General features: G+C 62.7%; 17 protein-coding genes. 11 read left to right on the top strand and 6 right to left on the bottom strand.

Features of this window, described 5'->3' with window-relative positions:
* The 4 genes from YY7_RS0140090 to YY7_RS0140075 all read right to left on the bottom strand — a co-directional run bounded on the left by YY7_RS0140090 (position 1) and on the right by YY7_RS0140075 (position 4,643).
* Positions 1 to 285, bottom strand: a complete 285-nt coding sequence (locus YY7_RS0140090; protein WP_028168091.1) for a hypothetical protein — start codon at positions 283 to 285, stop codon at positions 1 to 3.
* 286 nt (positions 286 to 571) lie between these two features.
* Complete coding sequence (locus tag YY7_RS0140085) at positions 572 to 832, bottom strand: GlsB/YeaQ/YmgE family stress response membrane protein (RefSeq protein ID WP_028168090.1); 261 nt, start codon at positions 830 to 832, stop codon at positions 572 to 574.
* 165 nt (positions 833 to 997) lie between these two features.
* The gene (locus YY7_RS0140080; protein WP_245287578.1) at positions 998 to 2,986 is read right to left on the bottom strand and encodes a TonB-dependent receptor; all 1,989 of its coding nucleotides are present in this window, start codon (positions 2,984 to 2,986) and stop codon (positions 998 to 1,000) included.
* Positions 2,987 to 3,656: 670 nt separating this feature from the next.
* Positions 3,657 to 4,643 carry an MBL fold metallo-hydrolase gene (locus YY7_RS0140075; RefSeq protein ID WP_035692184.1) on the bottom strand — a complete coding sequence of 329 codons (987 nt, stop codon included), beginning with the start codon at positions 4,641 to 4,643 and terminating at the stop codon, positions 3,657 to 3,659.
* Between the two features lie 521 nt (positions 4,644 to 5,164).
* On the opposite strand from YY7_RS0140075, the gene YY7_RS0140070 reads away from it, so the two are divergent.
* The 3 genes from YY7_RS0140070 to YY7_RS0140060 all read left to right on the top strand — a co-directional run bounded on the left by YY7_RS0140070 (position 5,165) and on the right by YY7_RS0140060 (position 7,887).
* A complete protein-coding gene (locus tag YY7_RS0140070) occupies positions 5,165 to 6,760 on the top strand; it encodes a hypothetical protein (RefSeq protein WP_028168087.1) in 1,596 nt (531 codons plus the stop codon).
* Between the two features lie 46 nt (positions 6,761 to 6,806).
* Positions 6,807 to 7,388 (top strand): tetratricopeptide repeat protein, encoded by a 582-nt coding sequence (locus tag YY7_RS57085; protein ID WP_196237405.1) that lies wholly within the window; start codon positions 6,807 to 6,809, stop codon positions 7,386 to 7,388.
* Between the two features lie 82 nt (positions 7,389 to 7,470).
* Positions 7,471 to 7,887 carry an ester cyclase gene (locus tag YY7_RS0140060; RefSeq protein WP_028168086.1) on the top strand — a complete coding sequence of 139 codons (417 nt, stop codon included), beginning with the start codon at positions 7,471 to 7,473 and terminating at the stop codon, positions 7,885 to 7,887.
* A gap of 75 nt (positions 7,888 to 7,962) precedes the next feature.
* Here the strand turns inward: YY7_RS0140060 and YY7_RS0140055 are convergent, their stop codons facing one another.
* Positions 7,963 to 8,736: a tetratricopeptide repeat protein gene (locus tag YY7_RS0140055; protein ID WP_080664044.1), complete on the bottom strand. Its 774-nt coding sequence runs from the start codon at positions 8,734 to 8,736 to the stop codon at positions 7,963 to 7,965.
* Positions 8,737 to 8,920: 184 nt separating this feature from the next.
* Here YY7_RS0140055 and YY7_RS63875 point away from each other — a divergent pair, with 184 nt between their 5' ends.
* The 8 genes from YY7_RS63875 (at position 8,921) to YY7_RS0140015 (ending at position 18,134) form a co-directional block, all read left to right on the top strand.
* A complete protein-coding gene (locus YY7_RS63875; RefSeq protein ID WP_245287577.1) occupies positions 8,921 to 12,337 on the top strand; it encodes an autotransporter outer membrane beta-barrel domain-containing protein in 3,417 nt (1,138 codons plus the stop codon).
* On the top strand, positions 12,321 to 12,557 hold the full coding sequence (locus YY7_RS63870) for an autotransporter outer membrane beta-barrel domain-containing protein (protein WP_051397165.1): 237 nt from the start codon (positions 12,321 to 12,323) through the stop codon (positions 12,555 to 12,557). Before YY7_RS63875 ends, YY7_RS63870 begins: the two co-directional genes overlap by 17 nt.
* 348 nt (positions 12,558 to 12,905) lie before the next feature.
* Positions 12,906 to 14,117 carry an extensin-like domain-containing protein gene (locus tag YY7_RS0140040; protein ID WP_028168084.1) on the top strand — a complete coding sequence of 404 codons (1,212 nt, stop codon included), beginning with the start codon at positions 12,906 to 12,908 and terminating at the stop codon, positions 14,115 to 14,117.
* Positions 14,118 to 14,365: 248 nt separating this feature from the next.
* A complete protein-coding gene (locus YY7_RS0140035; RefSeq protein WP_035692182.1) occupies positions 14,366 to 15,187 on the top strand; it encodes an ABC transporter permease in 822 nt (273 codons plus the stop codon).
* On the top strand, positions 15,184 to 15,990 hold the full coding sequence (locus tag YY7_RS0140030) for an ABC transporter permease (protein ID WP_028168082.1): 807 nt from the start codon (positions 15,184 to 15,186) through the stop codon (positions 15,988 to 15,990). The genes YY7_RS0140035 and YY7_RS0140030 overlap by 4 nt, the downstream gene beginning before the upstream one ends.
* A complete protein-coding gene (locus YY7_RS0140025) occupies positions 15,987 to 16,745 on the top strand; it encodes an ABC transporter ATP-binding protein (protein WP_028168081.1) in 759 nt (252 codons plus the stop codon). Before YY7_RS0140030 ends, YY7_RS0140025 begins: the two co-directional genes overlap by 4 nt.
* Positions 16,742 to 17,074 carry a hypothetical protein gene (locus YY7_RS0140020; RefSeq protein WP_028168080.1) on the top strand — a complete coding sequence of 111 codons (333 nt, stop codon included), beginning with the start codon at positions 16,742 to 16,744 and terminating at the stop codon, positions 17,072 to 17,074. Before YY7_RS0140025 ends, YY7_RS0140020 begins: the two co-directional genes overlap by 4 nt.
* A gap of 4 nt (positions 17,075 to 17,078) precedes the next feature.
* Complete coding sequence (locus YY7_RS0140015; protein WP_028168079.1) at positions 17,079 to 18,134, top strand: ABC transporter substrate-binding protein; 1,056 nt, start codon at positions 17,079 to 17,081, stop codon at positions 18,132 to 18,134.
* A 229-nt stretch (positions 18,135 to 18,363) separates the two neighbouring features.
* Here YY7_RS0140015 and YY7_RS0140010 read toward each other — a convergent pair.
* A partial coding sequence (locus YY7_RS0140010; protein ID WP_028166207.1) for a transposase occupies positions 18,364 to 18,640 on the bottom strand: 277 nt, incomplete at its 5' end.

Genomic DNA, 18,640 nt, shown 5'->3' with positions numbered 1-18,640 from the left:
TCAGGCGGATCGGTTTTTGATCGCTCCGACGATGGCCGTAAGGATCGCACCACCTGCGCCGCCACCGACTAGCTGGGCAATGATTGACCCAATGTCGAAATTCCCGCTCTGGATCGATGTGGCGATCGCCGGCCATACGAGCGTGATGATCTGACCGAGAACACCGCCGCCGACGAGGCCGGCGATCGTGTTGCCCAGCGTGCCCAAATCGAAGTTCGGGGACGCCTTTCCCACCGCGTTTCCGCCGATCGCACCCGCGACCAGATTGATAAGAATCTGCTCCACGAAATCCTCCCTTAAGTGCTGCGCAGAACGATTTTTAGTTGTTCAGATGCAGAGCTAGAGCGCTTTCGAGCGAAGTGGATGGCCGTTCGCGTGAAGGAAACGCATCAAAAGACGAATCCAGAGCTCGGTTCAGATTCAACCAGAACCGAAGCCCTAGAGCATGATCCGGAAAAGTGGAGACCGGTTTGCCTTCGCGACAAACGCGAAGCGTTTGCGCGGAGATCATGCTCAAACAAAGAGCTAGAGCGGGATGACGATTCGAAGAAAAGTCACCACGCTCTCACGTCTAAACAGTGCGGCCCCTGATTGCCCGCCACAGGAAGATGATGATGCAGGCGCCGATGAATCCGGCGATCAAATAGCCGATCCATCCGCCGAGCGCGATGCCAAACAGGCCGAGCAGCCAGTTTGCCAACGCGGCGCCAACGATACCAAGGATGATGTTCATCAGAATGCCGGTGCCGGACTTCATGAACATCTCGGCGAACCAACCGGCCAAGCCACCAATTATGATTGCTGCAATCCAGCCAATCTCTGCTTCGGGCATCTGGATACTCCCCGTGATTGTAGGCCGATGCTATCACAACGCCCCGCCGATTCGCTGGTACAAACGTGTGTGCGTTGCACAGGAGTCATGCGCATTCCTGCCGACCGCTGTGCGGCGCGGCCGGCCGGGATTACGGCTGTGGACACGGTGCAACCGGCAGCGAACCTAAAACCTCGCCCGCGCCAGCACGCGGAACGTGCGACCCTGGCCCGGCGAGATGTTGTTGTTGCCGTCGGCGGTCGCCCAGTAGCCCGTGTTGAAGATGTTCTCGACATTGAGCTGGGCGCTCCACGTCTCGTCGATCTTTGCAAACAGGCCCGCATCAAAACGCCAGAAGCCCGGCAGCCGCACGGTATCGTCGGACGAGGCAAATGAATCCGAGAAGTAAATGATGCCGAGAGAAGCGGCCCATCGCTGATCGATCTGATACTTGTTCCACCAGGCGAACTGATTGAAGGGCACGAGCTGTACGCGATTGCCGGGCACGATCGTTGGCGAGGTCGCGCTGGTGACGCGCGCGTCGGTATAGGCGTAGCCGAAAACTGTTTGCCAATCGGGCGTTATGTAACCCGTGACCGCAGTCTCGAACCCGCGGATCTGGTTGGCGCCGTTGGCGAAGAAGAACCCGGGGTTGTTGGGATCGGCAATCGGCACATTCGTACGATTGAGTTCATACAGGGCCGCCGTGAACAGCAGCTTGGGCTGGATGTTCCATTTGACCCCGACCTCGGTGTTCTCGAATTTCTGCGGCTGCAAGATTAGCGTCCCAGGGCTAAGTGCGCTGAACTGGTCTCCGGACGCGGGCAAAAAGGAGGTGCTGTAGGCGGTGTAGACGGAAAGGTTGTCGACTGGCTTGACGATGATTGCAACGCGCGGAGAGACCTTCTCATCGACCCTGCTGCGGTTGATGTTGGTATTGAAATCGAACGCCGACAGGTCAAAGCTGTCGTAGCGGGCGCCCAGGAAGAATTGCAGCCAGCGGGTCGCCTCGATCTGGTCCTGCACATAGCCTGAAGCGATATTCAGCCGGTATTTGCTGTTGGCGTCGCTCGGAAGGTGGGTGAACAGCACCGGTCCGAAATAGGTCGGGTTGAATGGATTGACGACATCGAAAGCCCTGTTCCCGTTGTTGGGGAAGATGCCGGAGTCGCGCCTGGACAGGCCGGTCTCTCGACCGAATTCTGTGCCGAACGCGACGGTATGAAAGACCGGTCCCGTTGCCGTCTTGTAGATGAAGTCGGTTTGGTTGAAGACGTTCTCGCGGGGGGTATCGTTCTGGTACGCGTTGAGCGACACCTGCGTAAGATCCGGCGTCACCGCGCCGCCGCCTGGTCCGCCGCCGGTGCCACCGGGATAGACGTTGCGATAGCCACGGTTGTAGTCGGCGTAGAGCGTGGAGTTCTTTGCCGTCAGTCCGTTGCCGAAATCATGCTCGATCACGGCAATGCCGGTCTGCACGTCGACCCTTGCCTGGTTGTAGATTGGGCTGCCGTAGAACGTCGTCAAATCGCCATTGGGCGCGAACGGTACCGTCGGGTTGAAGCGCGTGGCACCGCCTGGAATGCCGAGCGACGGGTTACCGCGATCCGCAAGGCGCTCATCGTGGTAGTATTCGTAGCTCAGCTTGATCTTTGTGTCGTCGGTCGGCTTCAGCGTCACGGTCGGATTGAAACCATATCGCTCGAAGTGACCATAGTCGCGGAACGTATCGCTGTTCTCGTAGAAGGTGTTCAGCCGTACGGCGACGTTCTCGTTCACGGCCTGTCCCGCGTCGAGTGACACGCGCCTGTCGTTGTAGGAGCCGGTCTGCGCCGCCGCCTGGTAAATTCTCGTGCCATCCGCCTCCTTCAGCGTCCGGTTCACGAGACCGCCGCCGGCGCCGCGTCCGAAGGTCAGTGCGCTCGGCCCTTTCAGCACCTCGACGCTCTGGGCGTTGTAGAGGTCGCGGAAATACTGCACATCGTCGCGGAAGCCATTGACATAAAAGTTCGCACTGGAGTCCACACCGCGAATGACAAGCTCGTCGCGATTGCCCTCGCCCTGGTGGATGGCCACGCCGGGAACGTAGCGCGTCACATCGGTCAGGGTCTGAAATCCTTGGTCCTGGATGAACTCCTTGGTCACGACGCTGACGGACTGCGGGATGTCGATCAAAGGCGTGTTCGTCTTCGTGGCGACCGACGTGCTGTTGGCATAGACGCCGACCGTGCCGGTGCGAGCGTCCTGGCTCGGGCCGAAACTGGGCGCCGGGGGCGGGCTCGCGGCCGGCGCGGTTTCGTTCCGGCGTGCAGCTTGGGTCCGCCGCGTCCGTCCTGCGCTCGTGGAACTGCGCGCGGCCGGCGACGGAGGACGTCGCCGCGTCTCTGGCGGGTCGACTGTAACTGCAGGCAGAGAGGATGCTCCCCCTTGGCTCGGTGCTGTCTGTGCCTGTGCGTCGGCTGCGCCGATGGACAGACAGAACGCGACATAGCTGGCCGAGGCGAATAGCCGAAGCCTCGCCTGCGATACTCTCATCATGTTTCTCTACGCCCCAATAATCTTGTTGGCCGCGAGCTTCATGGCGCGCGGCGACCAACACTTAAACACGAGGCGAACGGTGCAATTCCACCTCCGAAATTTTGAATCGTTCGAAGTTGCGTTGGCGAGGAGTGCGAAAAGAAATAAGAACTATTCTAAGATAACAACCGAGCGCTGCGCGTCACAGTTTGTGCGCCTGAAATCGCCTTCTGGTCCAAACCATCCGCATCGAGGAGGCGCCGAGCTTGAGCTCGTTGCACCTCAAAGCGAGCCGAGCGTGCTAGCAACGCTCCTGCGCTGAGGAGTATCAGACGCCCTCGTAGACCAGCCGGGTGAACAGGGCCGGCGTGATCAGGAACTGGCCCCATTTCGCGTCGAACTGCTCGGTTGGCTTGGCTGCGATAGTCTCTTCGAGCGCGCGGCCCGAATGCTTGAGCGTTGCGACCTTCTCTCTGATGGCGACGAGCATGTCACGATAGGCGATCAGCTCGTCCTTGTTGCTCACGGCGCTGGCACGGTCGGGCAGGTTGTGGCCGGCGATGACGATGGTGTTGCTTCCGGCGGCGGCTATGTTCTGCTCGGCCGCCTTGATCATCCCGTCGATATTGCCGCCGGTCGAATAGTCGATGAACGGATAGATGCCGTTCCAATAGGTGTCCCCACAATGCAGGATGTCAGCCTCGGCGAAGCTGACCGAGATGTCGCTGTCCGTATGCGCGGGGTCATAGTGCTTCAGATTGAGCGTGGAGCGGTTGATGCTGATGCGCTTTTCCGAAGAGAACACCTCGGTCGGCACCGCGGCCAAGGGCGGAGAAGGAAACGTGTAGTCCCAATCCTCCACTCTCTGAGTGGACAGCAGATGTTTGTGTGTGTTCTCGTGAGCCAGGATGGCGGCCCCTTCCTCGTTGAGCCACTGATTGCCGTCGGTGTGGTCGAAGTGCCAGTGGGTGTTGATCAGGTGCTTGATCGGATCGCGGCTTAGGCTGTTGACAGCCTCCAGGATGCGCGGTCGCGTCGCGGTAATGCCGGCATCGACGAACAGCTTGCCGTCCTCGCCGGTGAGAACGGCGATATTGCCGCCGGAGCCTTCGATGACCGTCACATTGCCGCGCAGCTTGTGGACCTCGATGGGCATCGTCGCGGCTGCGTCACGGATCGTATCAACGATGTTGCGCGCCTCCGCGAAGGCTTCAGCGGGCCTCAACCAACCACGACTGGTGGCGACGCCGGCGGCGACGGCACAGCATACGCAGAAGCCGCGCCGTGAGAGGATCTGCGAGGTGAGCGGGGACATGATAACTCCTTCGGTTGAACTCGATGGATGTCTTGAAGCTCATCTTCGTCGCCCGATCGTGAGCCACTCACAGGCGACGGTCATGCTACAGGCCCAGCTCGCTCAGACCGGTAGCCAGGATCATCATGCTTACTCCGAAAGTGAACGCTGCGATTTTCTGAATGCACGACATCAGAGACTGTGCTCGTTAGACGCGCCCGCCCGCTTCGCCTTTTGAGCCCCCAACGGACGTTTCGGCTATCAGTTCGGTCGAATAGGCCGCGCCCGGCACGACATGCAACCTCTTTTGGCCGGGCGCGAGATCGTGTACCCTGCTTTCCTAGAGCTGCCTTTCGAGACGGGATTTGCCGACGTCTCCGTTAGAGCCGAATGGGCAGCGAAAGATGCTGTCGGCAGGCATCGCACGCTCCTAAAACCGACAATCCTTTTATGCCGGTCTCTCACTGAGCATTTGCACTGCGCACGACCGCGCGGCGGTGATTGCGCTGAAACTGCCATTTCGACCCAAAGGAGAGAGCGCCATGAGACCGAATTTGGGAACGTTCGTCACAGCGCTGTTGGCAAGCACCTTCGCCACCGCGGCCTGGGCGCAAGGACTTGGCCGCGTGCACTTCGAGACCTCGTGTACGCCGCAGGCGCAAGAGAAATTCGATCGCGGCCTGGCGATGGTGCATTCATTCTTTTATCCGGACAGCATCCAGGTTTTCACCGAAGCGGCGACCGCCGATCCGCAATGTGCCATTGCGTACTGGGGCATCGCCATAAGCAGCCGTCCCAACCCATTGATCCTGCCGCTCACCGCCGCCGCTTTGAAGAATGGATGGGAGGCGGTGGAGAAGGGCAAGGCGATCGGTGCCAAGACCGAGCGCGAGCGCGACTGGCTCAACGCGATCGAGGTTTACTACAAGGACTTTGACAAAGTCGATCAAACCAAGCGCGGGCTTGCCTACGAAAAGGCGATGGAAGCGCTGATGCAGAAATATCCGGATGATCCGGAGGCGGCCGTTTTTTATGCGCTCGCCCTCAACGAGACGGCCCTGCACAGCGACAAGACCTTTGCCAATCAGCTCAAGGCCGGCACGATCCTCGAAAAGGTCGAGGCCAAACTGCCGGAGCACCCGGGCGTGCTGCACTACCTGATCCACACCTACGATTATCCGACGCTAGCGCAGCGCGGTCTTGATGCCGCCAACAGATATGCCGAGGTCGCCCCCGCGTCTCAGCATGCCCAGCACATGCCTTCGCACACCTATTCCATGCTCGGGATGTGGACGCAATCGGTCGCATCGAACACGAAATCGCTCGCGCTCGCCGAAGCGCAAGCCGCCAAGCTCTGGCCTGGGGCAGCACATCCAGGCCAGCCGCACCATCTGGATTTCATGGAGTACGCCCTGCTGCAGATGGGACAGGAGGGACCGGCGAAGCAGCTACGCGACGAGAGCAATGCGATAAAGAAGCTCGGGTTTGACTATCTCGCCAGCTATACCGCTCTTGCGGCGGTGCCGGCGCGCTTTGCGTTGGAACGTCAGGCATGGACGGAAGCGGCAGCGCTCGAGCCGAGAGGCAGCCAATTTCCACAGGCCGAGGCCATCACCTATTTTGCCCGCGCCATGGGATCGGCCCGCAGCGGCGACCTTGCCGCCGCCGAGCGCGATGTCGTCAAACTTAAGGAGCTTCACGCTGCGCTGGACAACGCAAGTCAGTCCTATTGGGCGGGCCAAGTCGAAATCCAGATGTTGGCGGTATCGGCTTGGCTTGCGCAAGCCAAGGGCGAGAAGGAGATGTCGCTGAAGCTGATGCGAACGGCGGCGGATCTGGAGGATGACAGCGAAAAGCACATCGCAATGGAGAACCGACTCTATCCGATGCGGGAATTGTTGGGCGATCTGCTGATTCAACAACAGCAACCGGGAGCAGCGCTGACGGAGTACGAGACGTCGCTGGTGTCGGCGCCCAATCGGCTTCGCGGCTTGTACGGTGCAGCCACCGCGGCGAAGGCCATAAATCAGCGGGAAAAAGCCGCGCGGTATTACCGCAAGCTTGCCGAGATGACGAAAGACGCGGACACGGATCGGGTGGAGATCAGCGAGGCCAAGGCATCGTTGATGCAGCAGTGAATGGAACGGTTGCCGCGCACAGATGTGCGGCAGCCGGCTAGCCGGCATGATGACCATGATGCGATCAATCCTAATCGCCGCCGTGATGGGCGTGATGACCGCAGTGGCGGCGGCGTACATCCTGACCGCATCCGGTCGCCACGATCAGGTCGCGGCCGTCCGCGGAGACGCGGTCCGTTCCGACGCGGCGATTGCAGTCGACGCCTGGCCGATCTGCTCGACGATGGGATCGATGGTGGAGACCGCGGATTGGGCGGTGCTCGATCCGGATTTCGCGGCGGGGAAACGAGCGATCGTCGCGGGCGAATGGGATGAAGCAATCAAGGCGCTTACATCAGCTGCGCTCCGTGATGACCGCAATGCCGACATTCAGAACTACCTTGGTTACGCCTATCGGCGCCTGCGGCAGTTCGATCCGGCAATCGGACATTATCAGCAGGCTCTGGCGTTAAACCCCCGGCACCGCAGCGCGCATGAACATTTGGGTGAAGCCTACTTGACCCAAGGCGATCCTGCCAAAGCCAATGAGCATCTCGCGGCTCTGGAACGAATCTGCCTGATACAATGCAACGAATATGACGATTTGAAGCGCATCATTGCAACGTACGACAAAGTCGCGAAACGCTGATCGACTTCGGTTTGTTCGCAGTCAGCAACGGCCGAAGTGCTAAAAAAGAGACATTCCGTCCACGCGCACAGGGGAAGCAGCCATGGCGTCGATCTCGGCAATTGCCAAGGATTTCTTTGCCGCTTGCGAAACTGGAAAGGGCTGGGAGATCTGCAAGATCTACTGTGCCCCAGATGCCAGTTTCGCCGCTCAGGCGGAACCGCTTGCCGGTATCAAGACTCTTGCGGAATATACTGACTGGATGAAGGGGGTAATGACCACTTTGCCGGACGGCAGCTATCAGGTGAAATCCTTCGCCACCGACACCGAACGGAACAACGTCGCAGCCTATGCCGTCTTTTCGGGCACCCATACCGGTCCCGGTGGTCCATGTGAGCCGACCGGCAAGAAGACGAATTCGGACTACGTCTACGTGATGCAATTTACTGGCGACAAGATCAGCCATATGACGAAGATATGGCATTCAGGCATGGCGCTGAAGGAACTGGGCTGGGTTTGAGCGCCCGCGTTCGTGTGATCGCGCCGCTGCACTGAGCACGCAACAGGTCTGGTTCGGCTCAGCAGGCTTCCCGGATTAGCCCGTCAAAAATTTCGCGGCGGCGCTGGGGCGCAGGAAGAAGCGGCCGTGCGAGGCGGCGGCGAGCGACATGATTGCGCGACCCATCATGTCCGGCCTGCCGCGTGCGGCTTCGCGCAGGCTTGCCTCGCCGGCGGCGCGTTCATTCATCTCCATCAGGCAGATGCCTAGATTGGCGCGCGTTAGCGTATCATCCGGGCGCAGCGCGAGCGCGCGGCGGAAGACATCGACGGCCGCGGCGTAGTCACCGTCCAGCACCATCACGCGCGCGAGTTCGGCCAGCACGTCGCGGCGCGCAGGCGCAGCAGCCGCCGTCTGCTGCAGCAACGCGCGCGCCTGGGTGCGCTTGTTGCGGCCGATATAAAGCGTCGCCAAACGAAGTTGCAGCTCGATGGTTCCAGGCGCGAGTGCAAGACCCTGTTCGAGCGCGGCGATCGCCTCGTCGATCTTTTCGCCGGATGCGAGCTGGCCGGCGTACTCAAGGAAAGCTGGCGGGAACGCGGGCCGCCGCGCGATCGCCTGGCGCAGGAGCGCGAGCGCGTCGTCGCGCCGGCCGGTGGCCGCGAACGCGACGGCAAGCAGGGTCTCGGCCGCGGGGTCGTCGCCGCGACGCGAGGCCTTCTGCAGCGGAGTAATCGCCTCATCAAAGCGGTTCTGCAGCATCAGCGCGCGGCCAAGCAGCGCCGCAGCCGCCACGTTGCCGCGGTTCGCCTTGAACACCGCTGCCGCCAATCGCTCGGCCTCGTCGGGCCGCTGCATCTGCAGTGCCAACGCGGCGCGTTGCAACGTCTGGTCGGCGACGCCGGGTCGTTCAGTCTTTGAAGACAAGTGAGATCTTCGGTCGTTGTAATTATATCACAAGTGCCACGCATGTCTTACACGCAAATGCGTTGTTATCAAACTGTTACATGCAGACTCCAGATTGCCGCGCACTGCAGGTTTCAGGGGACTGGTGGTGAAAGTTGAATTGTTGAGCCATGCGAGCAAGCTCGCATTGGTTGTTGCTGCGTCGTCTATCGCGTTTGGTTCTGCCTTAGCTGCAAGCTTCAGTGTGCCACCGGACGATCCGGCGACTGCGAAGACGGTCTCGAATAACGATACCGGTTTTGTCGCGGATGGAAGCACGCTCTCGGTCATCGGGACGGCGATCACATGGACCACCGGGCTTGCTTCGCCCGGCGTGGTCATCACCAACGACGGCACGATTTCCGCGACGTCGCGCGGCATCGATACCTCCAACAGCGCGATCAGCGGCAATTTCACGCTGATCAACAACAAGGATGCGCTGTTCACATCGTCCAACGATGCGTTCCGGATCCAGAGCGGTCTCATCAGCGGAACGGTCAAGGTCGACAATTTCGGGACCATCCAGTCGACGAACAACGGTCGCGTGTTCGACTTCAACTCGGTGACTTCGAACGCGGCGGTGTTCTCGATCACCAACCAAGCCGGTGGCACGCTCAAGGCGACCGGCAATGACGTGATGCGCATCGGCGGGGGCACCACCACCATCACCAATTCCGGATTGATCGACGCCTCGGCCCGCGCGATCCGGGCGACCACCAATCTCGACAACGTCACGTCGCTCACGATCATCAACAATGCCGGCGCGACCATCCAGTCGGTCGACGACGCCATCCAGATCAACGGCGCCGGCAGCGGACTCAGCGACACCGATTTGAGCACAAGGGCGTCGTTCTCGATCGATAATGCCGGCACCATCAAGTCGACCACGGGCCAAGCGCTCGACTTCGACAACCTGACTTCGACGGCGGCGACGGTCACCATCACCAATCGCGCCAGCGGCCTGATCACCGCTGACAATGCCGACGCGATGCGGCCGGGCCAGAATTTCACGGTCTACAATTACGGCCAGATCGTCGCCAATTCGGCGCCGGAGCCGACGGACCGCCCTGGCTCCGATGGTATCGACCTGCAGGAGGGACATAGCGGCACCGTCTACAACTACGCGGGCGGCCTGATCTCGGGCGCCAAGAATGGCACCGCAGGCGGCCTTGGCAGCAACATCACGGTCTACAACTACGCCGGCGCCACCATCATTGGCCGCGACGGCGCCGGTGTCGGATCCGGCGGCGATGCCGTGGTGACCAACTACGGTACCATCACGGGCGCGATCGATACCACGTCGGCGCGCGGCGACGGCGACGGCATCGATGTCGACTTCGCGCTCACGTTGACGAACTACGGCACCATCCAGGGCACGGGCGCGAAAGGCGCGGATGATGGCCTCCGCTTCAACAACAGCGAAGGCCTTGCGATCGGCGGCGGCACGATCCGCAACTATGGCACCATTTCGGGGGCCGCTGCGGGTATCGTCGTCAACAATGATTCCAACCCCGATGGTTCGCGCAGCGGATCGTCCGCACTTGATCTGATCAACTATGCCGGCGGCATAATTATCGGCAACAACAGCTATGCAATCCGTTCCGAGAACAAGACCGGTACCGCCGCCGACAAGGACACCATCGTCAACTACGGCACCATCATCGGCAATGGCACGATCCCGGACCCGAACGGAACGACGCTGCTGCAGAACGGCAATCCCGATCCCGGTTCGGTCGGCACGCTCAATGGCGTGACCTATGCCGGCACCGGCTCGACCCGCTTCATTCGCGGCGACGGCGCGGCGATCCAGACCGGCGAGGGCGATGACGTTCTCTCCAACTACGGCGTGATCATCGGCAATTCCGGCCGTGCCATCAGCATGGAAGGCGGCAACGACACGCTCAATCTGTATGGCGGCTCGAGCATCGTCGGCCGGATCGACGGCGGCGTTGGCACCAACACCATCAACCTGTTCGGCCCGGGCTCGGGCACGCTGTCGAACGTCATCAACTTCCAGGCGTTGAACGTGCAGGGCGGCAGGTGGACCATCACCGACGCACAGACCTATCAGAACGGCACCGGCGTGTTCGCCGGCGCCACCTTGCTGGTGAACGGCGCGTTGGCCAGCAACGTCACGGTCAATAGTGGTGGCACGCTCGGCGGCATCGGCAGCGTCGGAAACACCGCGGTCAGCGGCGGTGTCCTCGCGCCCGGGACCACGACGTCAGGCACGCTCACGGTGCAGGGCAATCTCAGCTTCACGGCGGCCTCGACCTATCTGGTGCAGGTCGACGGCACAGGCGCCAGTCGAACCAACGTCACCGGCACCGCAACGCCGGGCGGCGCGGCGGTGAATGTGTCCTTGCTCAGTTCGTCCCTGCAGAAGCACTACACGATCCTGAACGCGAGCGGTGGCGTCAGCGGCACCTTCGCGTCATCAGTCACGACGAACCTGCCTTCGGTCAGCGGCGGCCTGAACTATGACGCCAACAACGTCTATCTGGACCTGGCGCTCGACTTTGCGCCCAACTCCGGCCTCAACATCAATCAGGCCAGGCTAGCGAACGTGCTGACCGGTTTCTTCAACGCCGGCGGCAGCATCCCCGTCGCTTTCGGCGGCCTGACGCCGGCCGGGTTGACGCAGGCCTCAGGCGAGACGTCGACCGGCTCGCAGCAGACCACCTTCAACGCGATGAACATGTTCATGGGGATCATGACCGATCCGTTCATCGCCGGACGCGGCGACAATGTATCTCCATCGCCGGGTGCCTCGCAGTTCGCCGATGATGATGCCGAGAGCGCGAACGCCTATGCGTCGGCGCGGAAGCGTGGATCGCGCGCCGATCGCGATGCCTATGTCGCCGTGTATCGGAAGGCGCCGCCGCCGGTGCAAGCCTTGCAACGCTGGAGCGTCTGGGCGGCCGGCTTCGGCGGCTCGCAGACGACCGACGGCAACGCCGCGCTTGGATCGAACAACACGTCCAGCCGCATCTACGGCGCGGCTGTCGGCGCCGACTACCGGATCGCGCCGAACACGCTTGTAGGCTTCACGCTCGCCGGCGGTGGCACCAATTTCTCGGTCGCCAATTCGCTCGGCAGCGGTCGCTCCGACCTGTTTCAGGCTGGCGTCTTCGCGCGCCACGATGTCGGTGCGGCCTATGTCCTGGGCGCGCTCGCCTATGGCTGGCAGGACATCACGACCGATCGCACCGTGATCGGCGCCGGCCTCGATCGATTGCACGCTGAGTTCAATGCCAATGCCTATTCGGGCCGCGTCGAGGGCGGCTATCGGCTGCTGACGCCGTGGATCGGAGCGGTCACGCCCTATGCCGCCGCACAGTTCACGACGTTCGATCTGCCGGCCTATACGGAACAGGTCGTGGCCGGCGTCGGTGCGTTCGCCTTGGCCTACGGCGCCAAGACCGTCACCGCGCCGCGCAGCGAATTGGGCGTGCGAACCGACAAGTCCTTCGCGATACCGGATGCGGTCCTCACCTTGCGCGGCCGCCTTGCCTGGCGCGCATGATTTCAACACCGATCGCAATGTCGCAGCGACCTTCCAGACGCTGCCGGGCGCGTCCTTTGTCGTAGGCGGCGCGGCGCTGGCGCATGATGCCGCGCTCACCACCGCGTCTGCCGAATTGAACTGGATGAACGGCTGGTCGGCAGCCGCGACCTTCGAGGGCGAGTTCTCCGACGTTACGCGCTCCTACGCCGGCAAGGGCGTCGTGCGTTATAGCTGGTAGCAATCAAACTGGCGCCCGGCGGGAGAGCCGCCGGGCGCAAGTCCAATCCAGGTTTCCAGGGAAAGCCTACAGCAGGCCAAGCACGATCGCGCCGACAAAGGCGAGCGCAACATAGGCGGCGACGACACTCAGCCGGCTGACGAGAAGACTCATAGCCATCGAGAACGCTCCCAGCGTTTGCGCCTGCCCGCATAGAACGCCGAAATTTACCAAACCGTTCCCCGCCGAAAAAGCCAGCGGTGCTGTCCGTCCTGCCTGAGGCGTCCCGGGCCGGCGGCCGTATGGTTAAAGATGTGTAAAAACAACGCGTTGAAGAGTCCTTAAATAAATTCGCCGAATCTGCCGCGCATGACGCGTGGAGTTCGTTTGTATCTCGTCGGCTCCGTCGTCCTTGTTTCGCTGGTAGGTTGCGGTCGCGGTTTCTTCCAGGCCGAGCGTGAACCCTGGCGGGCCGAGGCCGAAGTCGCTTGCCTGAAATCCGGAGCGGTGAAGGAAGGGCCGGACCTCGTGCGCATCGACCCGATCTCGGGTCCCGGCGCGTGCGGTGCGCAATTCCCGCTCAAGGTCGCAGCGCTCGGTGAGAGCGACCAGACTCTTGGTTTCGTCGACGATTTGCGTCCGCCGGCCGATATCGGATCGAGCCGCAACCAGCCGCGCTGGCCGATCGCGCGGCAACCGGCGCCGCCGCCGGCCCCTTATCCGAATTCGGCCCCGGGCCAGCCGAGCTACGGCGCGCCGTCGAACGGGCCGATCTCGCTGAGCGCTCCCGGCGTCGCGCCGCAGCAGGACGACATCGATTTGCCGGCGGAGGGCTCCCCGGAGCCGCCGGGCGGTCCGGCCTATGGCACACCGCAAGGCTATCCGCCGCGCGACCGCGCTTCCGCACCTTATTCCCCCGGGCCTTATTCGCCGTCGCAAGGCGCCGCCGCGCCGTTGCCGCGGCTCGGGCCGGAGCGCGGCAATCCCGTCACTGCGGTCGGCCCGGTCACGCTGAAGCCGACCGCGACGCTCGCCTGTCCGATCGTCTCCGCGCTCGACCGCTGGCTTGCCGATTCCGTGCAGCCCGCGGCGACGCGCTGGTTCGGCGCGCGCGTGGTCGAGATCAAGCAGATTTCCGCCTATTCCTGCCGCGGCATGAACGGCAATCCGAGTGCGCATATTTCCGAGCACGCCTTCGGCAATGCGCTCGACATCGCCGGCTTTACGCTCGCTGACGGCCGCCGCATCTCGGTGAAGGATGGCTGGCGCGGCCTGCCGGAAGAGCAGGGATTCCTGCGCGACGTCCAGGGCGGGGCCTGCCAGCAGTTCAACACCGTGCTGGCGCCGGGCTCCAACCGCTTCCACTACGATCACATCCACGTCGACCTGATGCGCCGCGCCAGTCGCCGCATCATCTGCGAGCCCGCCGCCGTCTCCGGCGAGCAGATCGCCGCGCGCGCCAACTCGCGCAACCCCTATGCCTCGCGCGATCCTAATGTCACGGGCTCGCTCGGCGGCAAGAAGTCCTCCTGGTTCGGCAAGGCCAAGGTCAACGAAGAAGACGAGTTCACCGACGAGTAGCCTTTGCTCGCTTGTGTGAGGGTAGCGCGCTGAGGCAGTGCAGGGATCGCCGAGATCCGATGCTGCGCACATCCTTTGGTTGTTTTCTGGGCGTCCGGCTCCCGCCTGGGTGATCTACGCAGGATAGGCGATTGCGCGACATCACAATTTGCGCAACATGAGGCATGGCGTCGCGTGTCTAAGGCGGCACGGACGCGATAAACGACAATAAAGGCCGGCAAAGGCTGCATCATATCAGGGGAGGCGGCATGGAGGTGACGCGCAGTCTGAAGCGGCGATCGCCGTGGCTTGCGCGCGGCGTCAATTCGCTCGCGGGGGCTGCGATGTTCGTCGCCCCGCTGCTTGCGCTGGTTGCGATCTGGGCCGTCGTCGTTCCGCTGTTCGATATCAATCCGCGGGTCTTCCCCTCTGTTGGCGCGGTCGGCACGGCCGCGATGGATTCGATCCGCGACGGCACGCTGCTTGCCCATGTCGGCGCGAGCCTGCTGCGCGTCGGCCTCGGCACGCTGATCGGCGTCGTCACCGCCGTACCGCTCGGGATCGCGATGGGCGTGAGCCCGACGGTTGCCGCGTTCCTGACGCCGCTGTTCCGCTTCTTCTCCGTGCTCGCCGGCATCGCCTGGATTCCGATCGCCACGCTCTGGTTCGGCTATGGCTTCGGCGCCATCGTCTTCGTGATCTTCAACGCCGTGTTCTTCGTCGTCGCCTACAACACGCTGCTCGGCGTCAAAACCATTCCGCACACGCTGCGCAACGCCGCAAGCTCGCTCGGTGCCGGCCGCTGGGCCTTGCTGACGGAAGTGCTGCTGCCGGGCGCGCTGCCGAACATCGTCACCGGCGTTCGCACCGGGCTCGGCTTTGCCTGGCGCGGCCTGATCGCGGCCGAGATGATCGCGACCAATGTCGGGCTCGGCTACATGCTGTTCGTCGCCCGCGATTTCTACCGCACCGAGGTCATCGTGTTCGGCATGATCGTGATCGGCGTGCTGTGGCTCTTGATCGACCGTCTGCTGCTGGTCCCGCTGGAGCGGGCGACCATCGAGCGCTGGGGCATGGGGAGGCGCGCATGAATGTTCTCTTGCAATTCTGGAGCGGCTACGCACGGATGACGCGGCGCTGGCCCGCGCTCGCGGCCATCATCCCCTTCATTCCGGTGGTGGCGCTCTGGAGCGCGGTTGCCGCAGCCGGCATCTTTCCGCGTGCGTTCTTCCCCGGCCCGGTCGATGTCGTGAACTCCTTCGTCACGCTGACCTACAAAGGCATCTTGCCGGATTATCTCGGCGACAGCGTGATCCGCCTGTTCACCGGCGCCGCCGTCGGCATGGCGCTCGGGATTCCCTTGGGCGTATTGATCGGCACCAGCCGCTGGGCGCATCGCATCTGCTGGCCGATCCTGTTGTTCTTCCAGGCGATCGGCGACATCGCCTGGCTGCCGATCCTCCTGATCTGGTTCGGTTTCGGGCTCACGACGATGACCTTCGTCATTGTCTACACCGTGCTGTTCCCGGTCGTGCTCAACACCGTGCTCGGCGTCGAATCGGTGCCGCGCGATCTCGCGCGCGCCGCACGCAGTCTCGGCGCCTCGCCGGCGCGCGTGCTCTGGGAGGTAACGCTGCCCGGCGCGCTGCCCAACATCATCACGGGCCTACGCAACGGCCTCGGCTATGGCTGGCGCGCGCTGATCGCGGTCGAGATGATCGTCGGCACCAGCGGCATCGGCTTCATGATGTTCGATGCGCGCCGTTCCGGCTCCACCGTCGAGATCCTGCTTGGCATGATCATTCTCGGACTGCTCTGGTACATCGTGGACGCCTGGATCCTCGCGCCGCTCGAGCGCGCGACCGGCCAGCGCTGGGGATTGGTGACATCATGAAGACGCTTTCGCTCAAGAACCTCGCAAAGACCTATTTCGATCCCTATGCCGGCTCGCATGTCAACGCGGTCCACGACGTCTCGATCGACGTCGAGCAGGGCGAATTCGTCTCCGTGGTCGGCCCGTCCGGTTGCGGCAAGACCACCATCCTCAACATGATCGCCGGCTTCATTCCCTATACCGGCGGCGAGATCCTGCTCGACGGCAAGCCGGTCAAGGGACCGGGCCCGGAGCGTGGCGTCGTGTTCCAGTCGTTTGCGCTGTTCCCCTGGAAGACCGTGCTCGACAATGTCGGCTTCGGCCCGAAGATGCGCGGCGTGCCGAAGGCCGAGCGCGACCGCATCGCGCGCGAATATCTCGCGCTCGCCGGCCTCTCGCATGCGGCGCATCGCTACCCCAATGAATTGTCCGGCGGCATGCAGCAGCGCGTCGGCGTGGTGCGCGCGCTCGCCAACAATCCGGATGTGCTGCTGATGGACGAGCCCTTTGCCAGCGTCGACGCGCAGACGCGCATGACCTTGCAGGAGGAGCTGACGCGGATCTGGCAGGAGCGCAAGCCGACGGTGCTGTTCATCACCCATGACGTGCCGGAGGCGGTGTTCCTCGCCAACCGCGTCGTGGTGCTTTCGAAGGGGCGCGTCCTCGACCAGATCGAGATCGACCTGCCGCGGCCGCGGGTGTGGGATGATCTGGTCAAGGATGACAAGTTCAAACAGCTCTCCGCGCGCGTGCTGCAGATGGTGCGCGCCGCATGAGCCTCGTCGCGCAAGTCTTCCGCTCGACCAAGGGCCGCATCGTGCTCGGCGTCATCGCCGCCTGGGCCGGCTTTCAGCTTTGGCTGACCCTGGCCGCGCCCGGCAAGATTTCGCCGGAGCTCGCCGGCACGTCCGAGAAGGTCAATGTGCAGATCGAGCTGCCGTTCACGCCCGAGCGTTTCCACGTGCTCGCATTCCAGCAATATGGACGCGTTTCGGGCACTGATGAGCATTCCATTGAATTGCGTGGCGTCAAACGAACGGACCTCAACGCCGTCGCCCGGCCGTACTGGGTGACGGCGGTGGGGCCGATAAAACCGGGAGGGTAGGAGAATGAAACGATTATTGCTGCTCGCGATGGCGTTCGCGCTGCTCTGCACGCCGTCGGGCGCGCAGACGCTGACCAAGCTGAAGGCCGGCATGGTCACCGGCATCGACCAGATCGGATTGCCGATCGCGCTCGAGCGCGGCTTCTTCGAGAAATACGGCCTCGACGTCACCATCGCGCGGCCCTACGCCACCGGCGTCGATGCCCTCAACGCGCTGCAGGCCGGCGAGAGTGAGATCGTGCAGGTCGGCGTGCCCATGATCGGCGCGGTGCTGCGCGGCATGGATCTGGTCGCGCTCGGCAATTACAGCGGCAACGCCACCAAGGCAGGCTCCGATGCGACCATGGCGATTGTTGCGCGCGAAGGCTCAGGGATCGTCAAGGGCGACCTTGCGAGCCTGAAGGGCAAGAAGATCGCGGCATCCTTCGGCACCATCAATCACCTCTATATCCTCGGCATCCTGGAGAAGGCCGGGCTGAAGCCGGAGGAGGTCACCTTGGTGAACACGCCGCCGCCGGACATGACCGTCGCCCTGCTCGCCAAGGGCATCGACGCCTTCTCCGGCTGGGATCCGTGGCCGATCGTCGCCGGCAAGGATGTGCCCGGTGCGGTCGAGATCATCCGCGGCGGCGACGTGATCTCCTATCTCGGCTTCAACGTCGCCTTGCGTCCATGGGTGCAGGCCAACGGGGACACCATCGAGAAATTCCTGGCGGCGGTCTCTGAGGCCGACCAGTGGATGCGCAAGAACCCGAAGCAGGCCGCGCAGGTCGCAACCCGTTGGATCCCTGGCCTCAAGCAGGAAATCGCCGAAGCCGCGATGCAGTTCAACATCCAGCAGGCGGACCGCCGTCTGTCAGCGAACAATTACCGCGCGCTCTTTGGCGCTGAAGACCGCCTGTCACGGCTCGGCATCATCAAGGCGACGTTCGACGTCAACAAGCACATCGAGCCGAAATACATCCTGAAGGTGATGAAGGATCACCCCGAACTGTTCTCCGACCTGCCGCCAATCCCGGACGCCGTGGCGATCGGTCCGGGCTACGTCTTCAAGCCGTGAGCACCTCCGATGTCATTCCGGGGCGCGCGTAGCGCGAGCCCGGAATCCATCAGGCCACAGGCGCAAGCGACGAAATGGATTCCGGGCTCGATGCTTCGCATCGCCCCGGAATGACGGCTCTCGGTGATTGCGAACAGCGACGATGGAGAGAGCTGCGACCCCAGTCTATCTCCTCACCCTGAGGAGGCCGCGTAGCGGCCGTCTCGAAGGGCGAGGCCACTAGAGCGTTTCACGTTTTGATGGAAGCATATCCAGCGTTGGCGAAGTAGTTGCTGCATTCGGTAGGCTGGATCGAGGTGACGAGGTCGCCGAGGTGTCGCCAAATGTCTTCGAGGGTGCGCTTCTGCGCGATGCGCATCCAGTGCTTGATCTTGGCGAAAGTCTGTTCGATCGGATTGAGGTCGGGTGAGTAAGGCGGCAGATACCAGAGTCTGGCGCCGGCGCCTCGGATGATGCGACGCAGAGCAGCCGACTTGTGGCTGCCGAGATTATCCATGATCACGATG

It is taken from the genome of Bradyrhizobium elkanii WSM2783, from assembly GCF_000472865.1.
GTDB lineage: Bacteria > Pseudomonadota > Alphaproteobacteria > Rhizobiales > Xanthobacteraceae > Bradyrhizobium > Bradyrhizobium elkanii_A.
The sequence above is the reverse complement of the archived record's forward strand: the minus strand, read 5'-3'. Positions and strand labels throughout refer to the sequence as shown.

Coding starts and splice junctions, on each gene's coding strand:
- YY7_RS0140085 (WP_028168090.1), bottom strand. CDS start 832: ATGCCCGAAGCAGAGATTGGCTGGATTGCAGCAATCATAATTGGTGGC.
- YY7_RS0140075 (WP_035692184.1), bottom strand. CDS start 4,643: ATGTCCCCGCTCACCTCGCAGATCCTCTCACGGCGCGGCTTCTGCGTA.
- YY7_RS0140070 (WP_028168087.1), top strand. CDS start 5,165: ATGAGACCGAATTTGGGAACGTTCGTCACAGCGCTGTTGGCAAGCACC.
- YY7_RS57085 (WP_196237405.1), top strand. CDS start 6,807: ATGATGACCATGATGCGATCAATCCTAATCGCCGCCGTGATGGGCGTG.
- YY7_RS0140060 (WP_028168086.1), top strand. CDS start 7,471: ATGGCGTCGATCTCGGCAATTGCCAAGGATTTCTTTGCCGCTTGCGAA.
- YY7_RS0140040 (WP_028168084.1), top strand. CDS start 12,906: ATGACGCGTGGAGTTCGTTTGTATCTCGTCGGCTCCGTCGTCCTTGTT.
- YY7_RS0140035 (WP_035692182.1), top strand. CDS start 14,366: ATGGAGGTGACGCGCAGTCTGAAGCGGCGATCGCCGTGGCTTGCGCGC.
- YY7_RS0140030 (WP_028168082.1), top strand. CDS start 15,184: ATGAATGTTCTCTTGCAATTCTGGAGCGGCTACGCACGGATGACGCGG.
- YY7_RS0140025 (WP_028168081.1), top strand. CDS start 15,987: ATGAAGACGCTTTCGCTCAAGAACCTCGCAAAGACCTATTTCGATCCC.
- YY7_RS0140020 (WP_028168080.1), top strand. CDS start 16,742: ATGAGCCTCGTCGCGCAAGTCTTCCGCTCGACCAAGGGCCGCATCGTG.
- YY7_RS0140015 (WP_028168079.1), top strand. CDS start 17,079: ATGAAACGATTATTGCTGCTCGCGATGGCGTTCGCGCTGCTCTGCACG.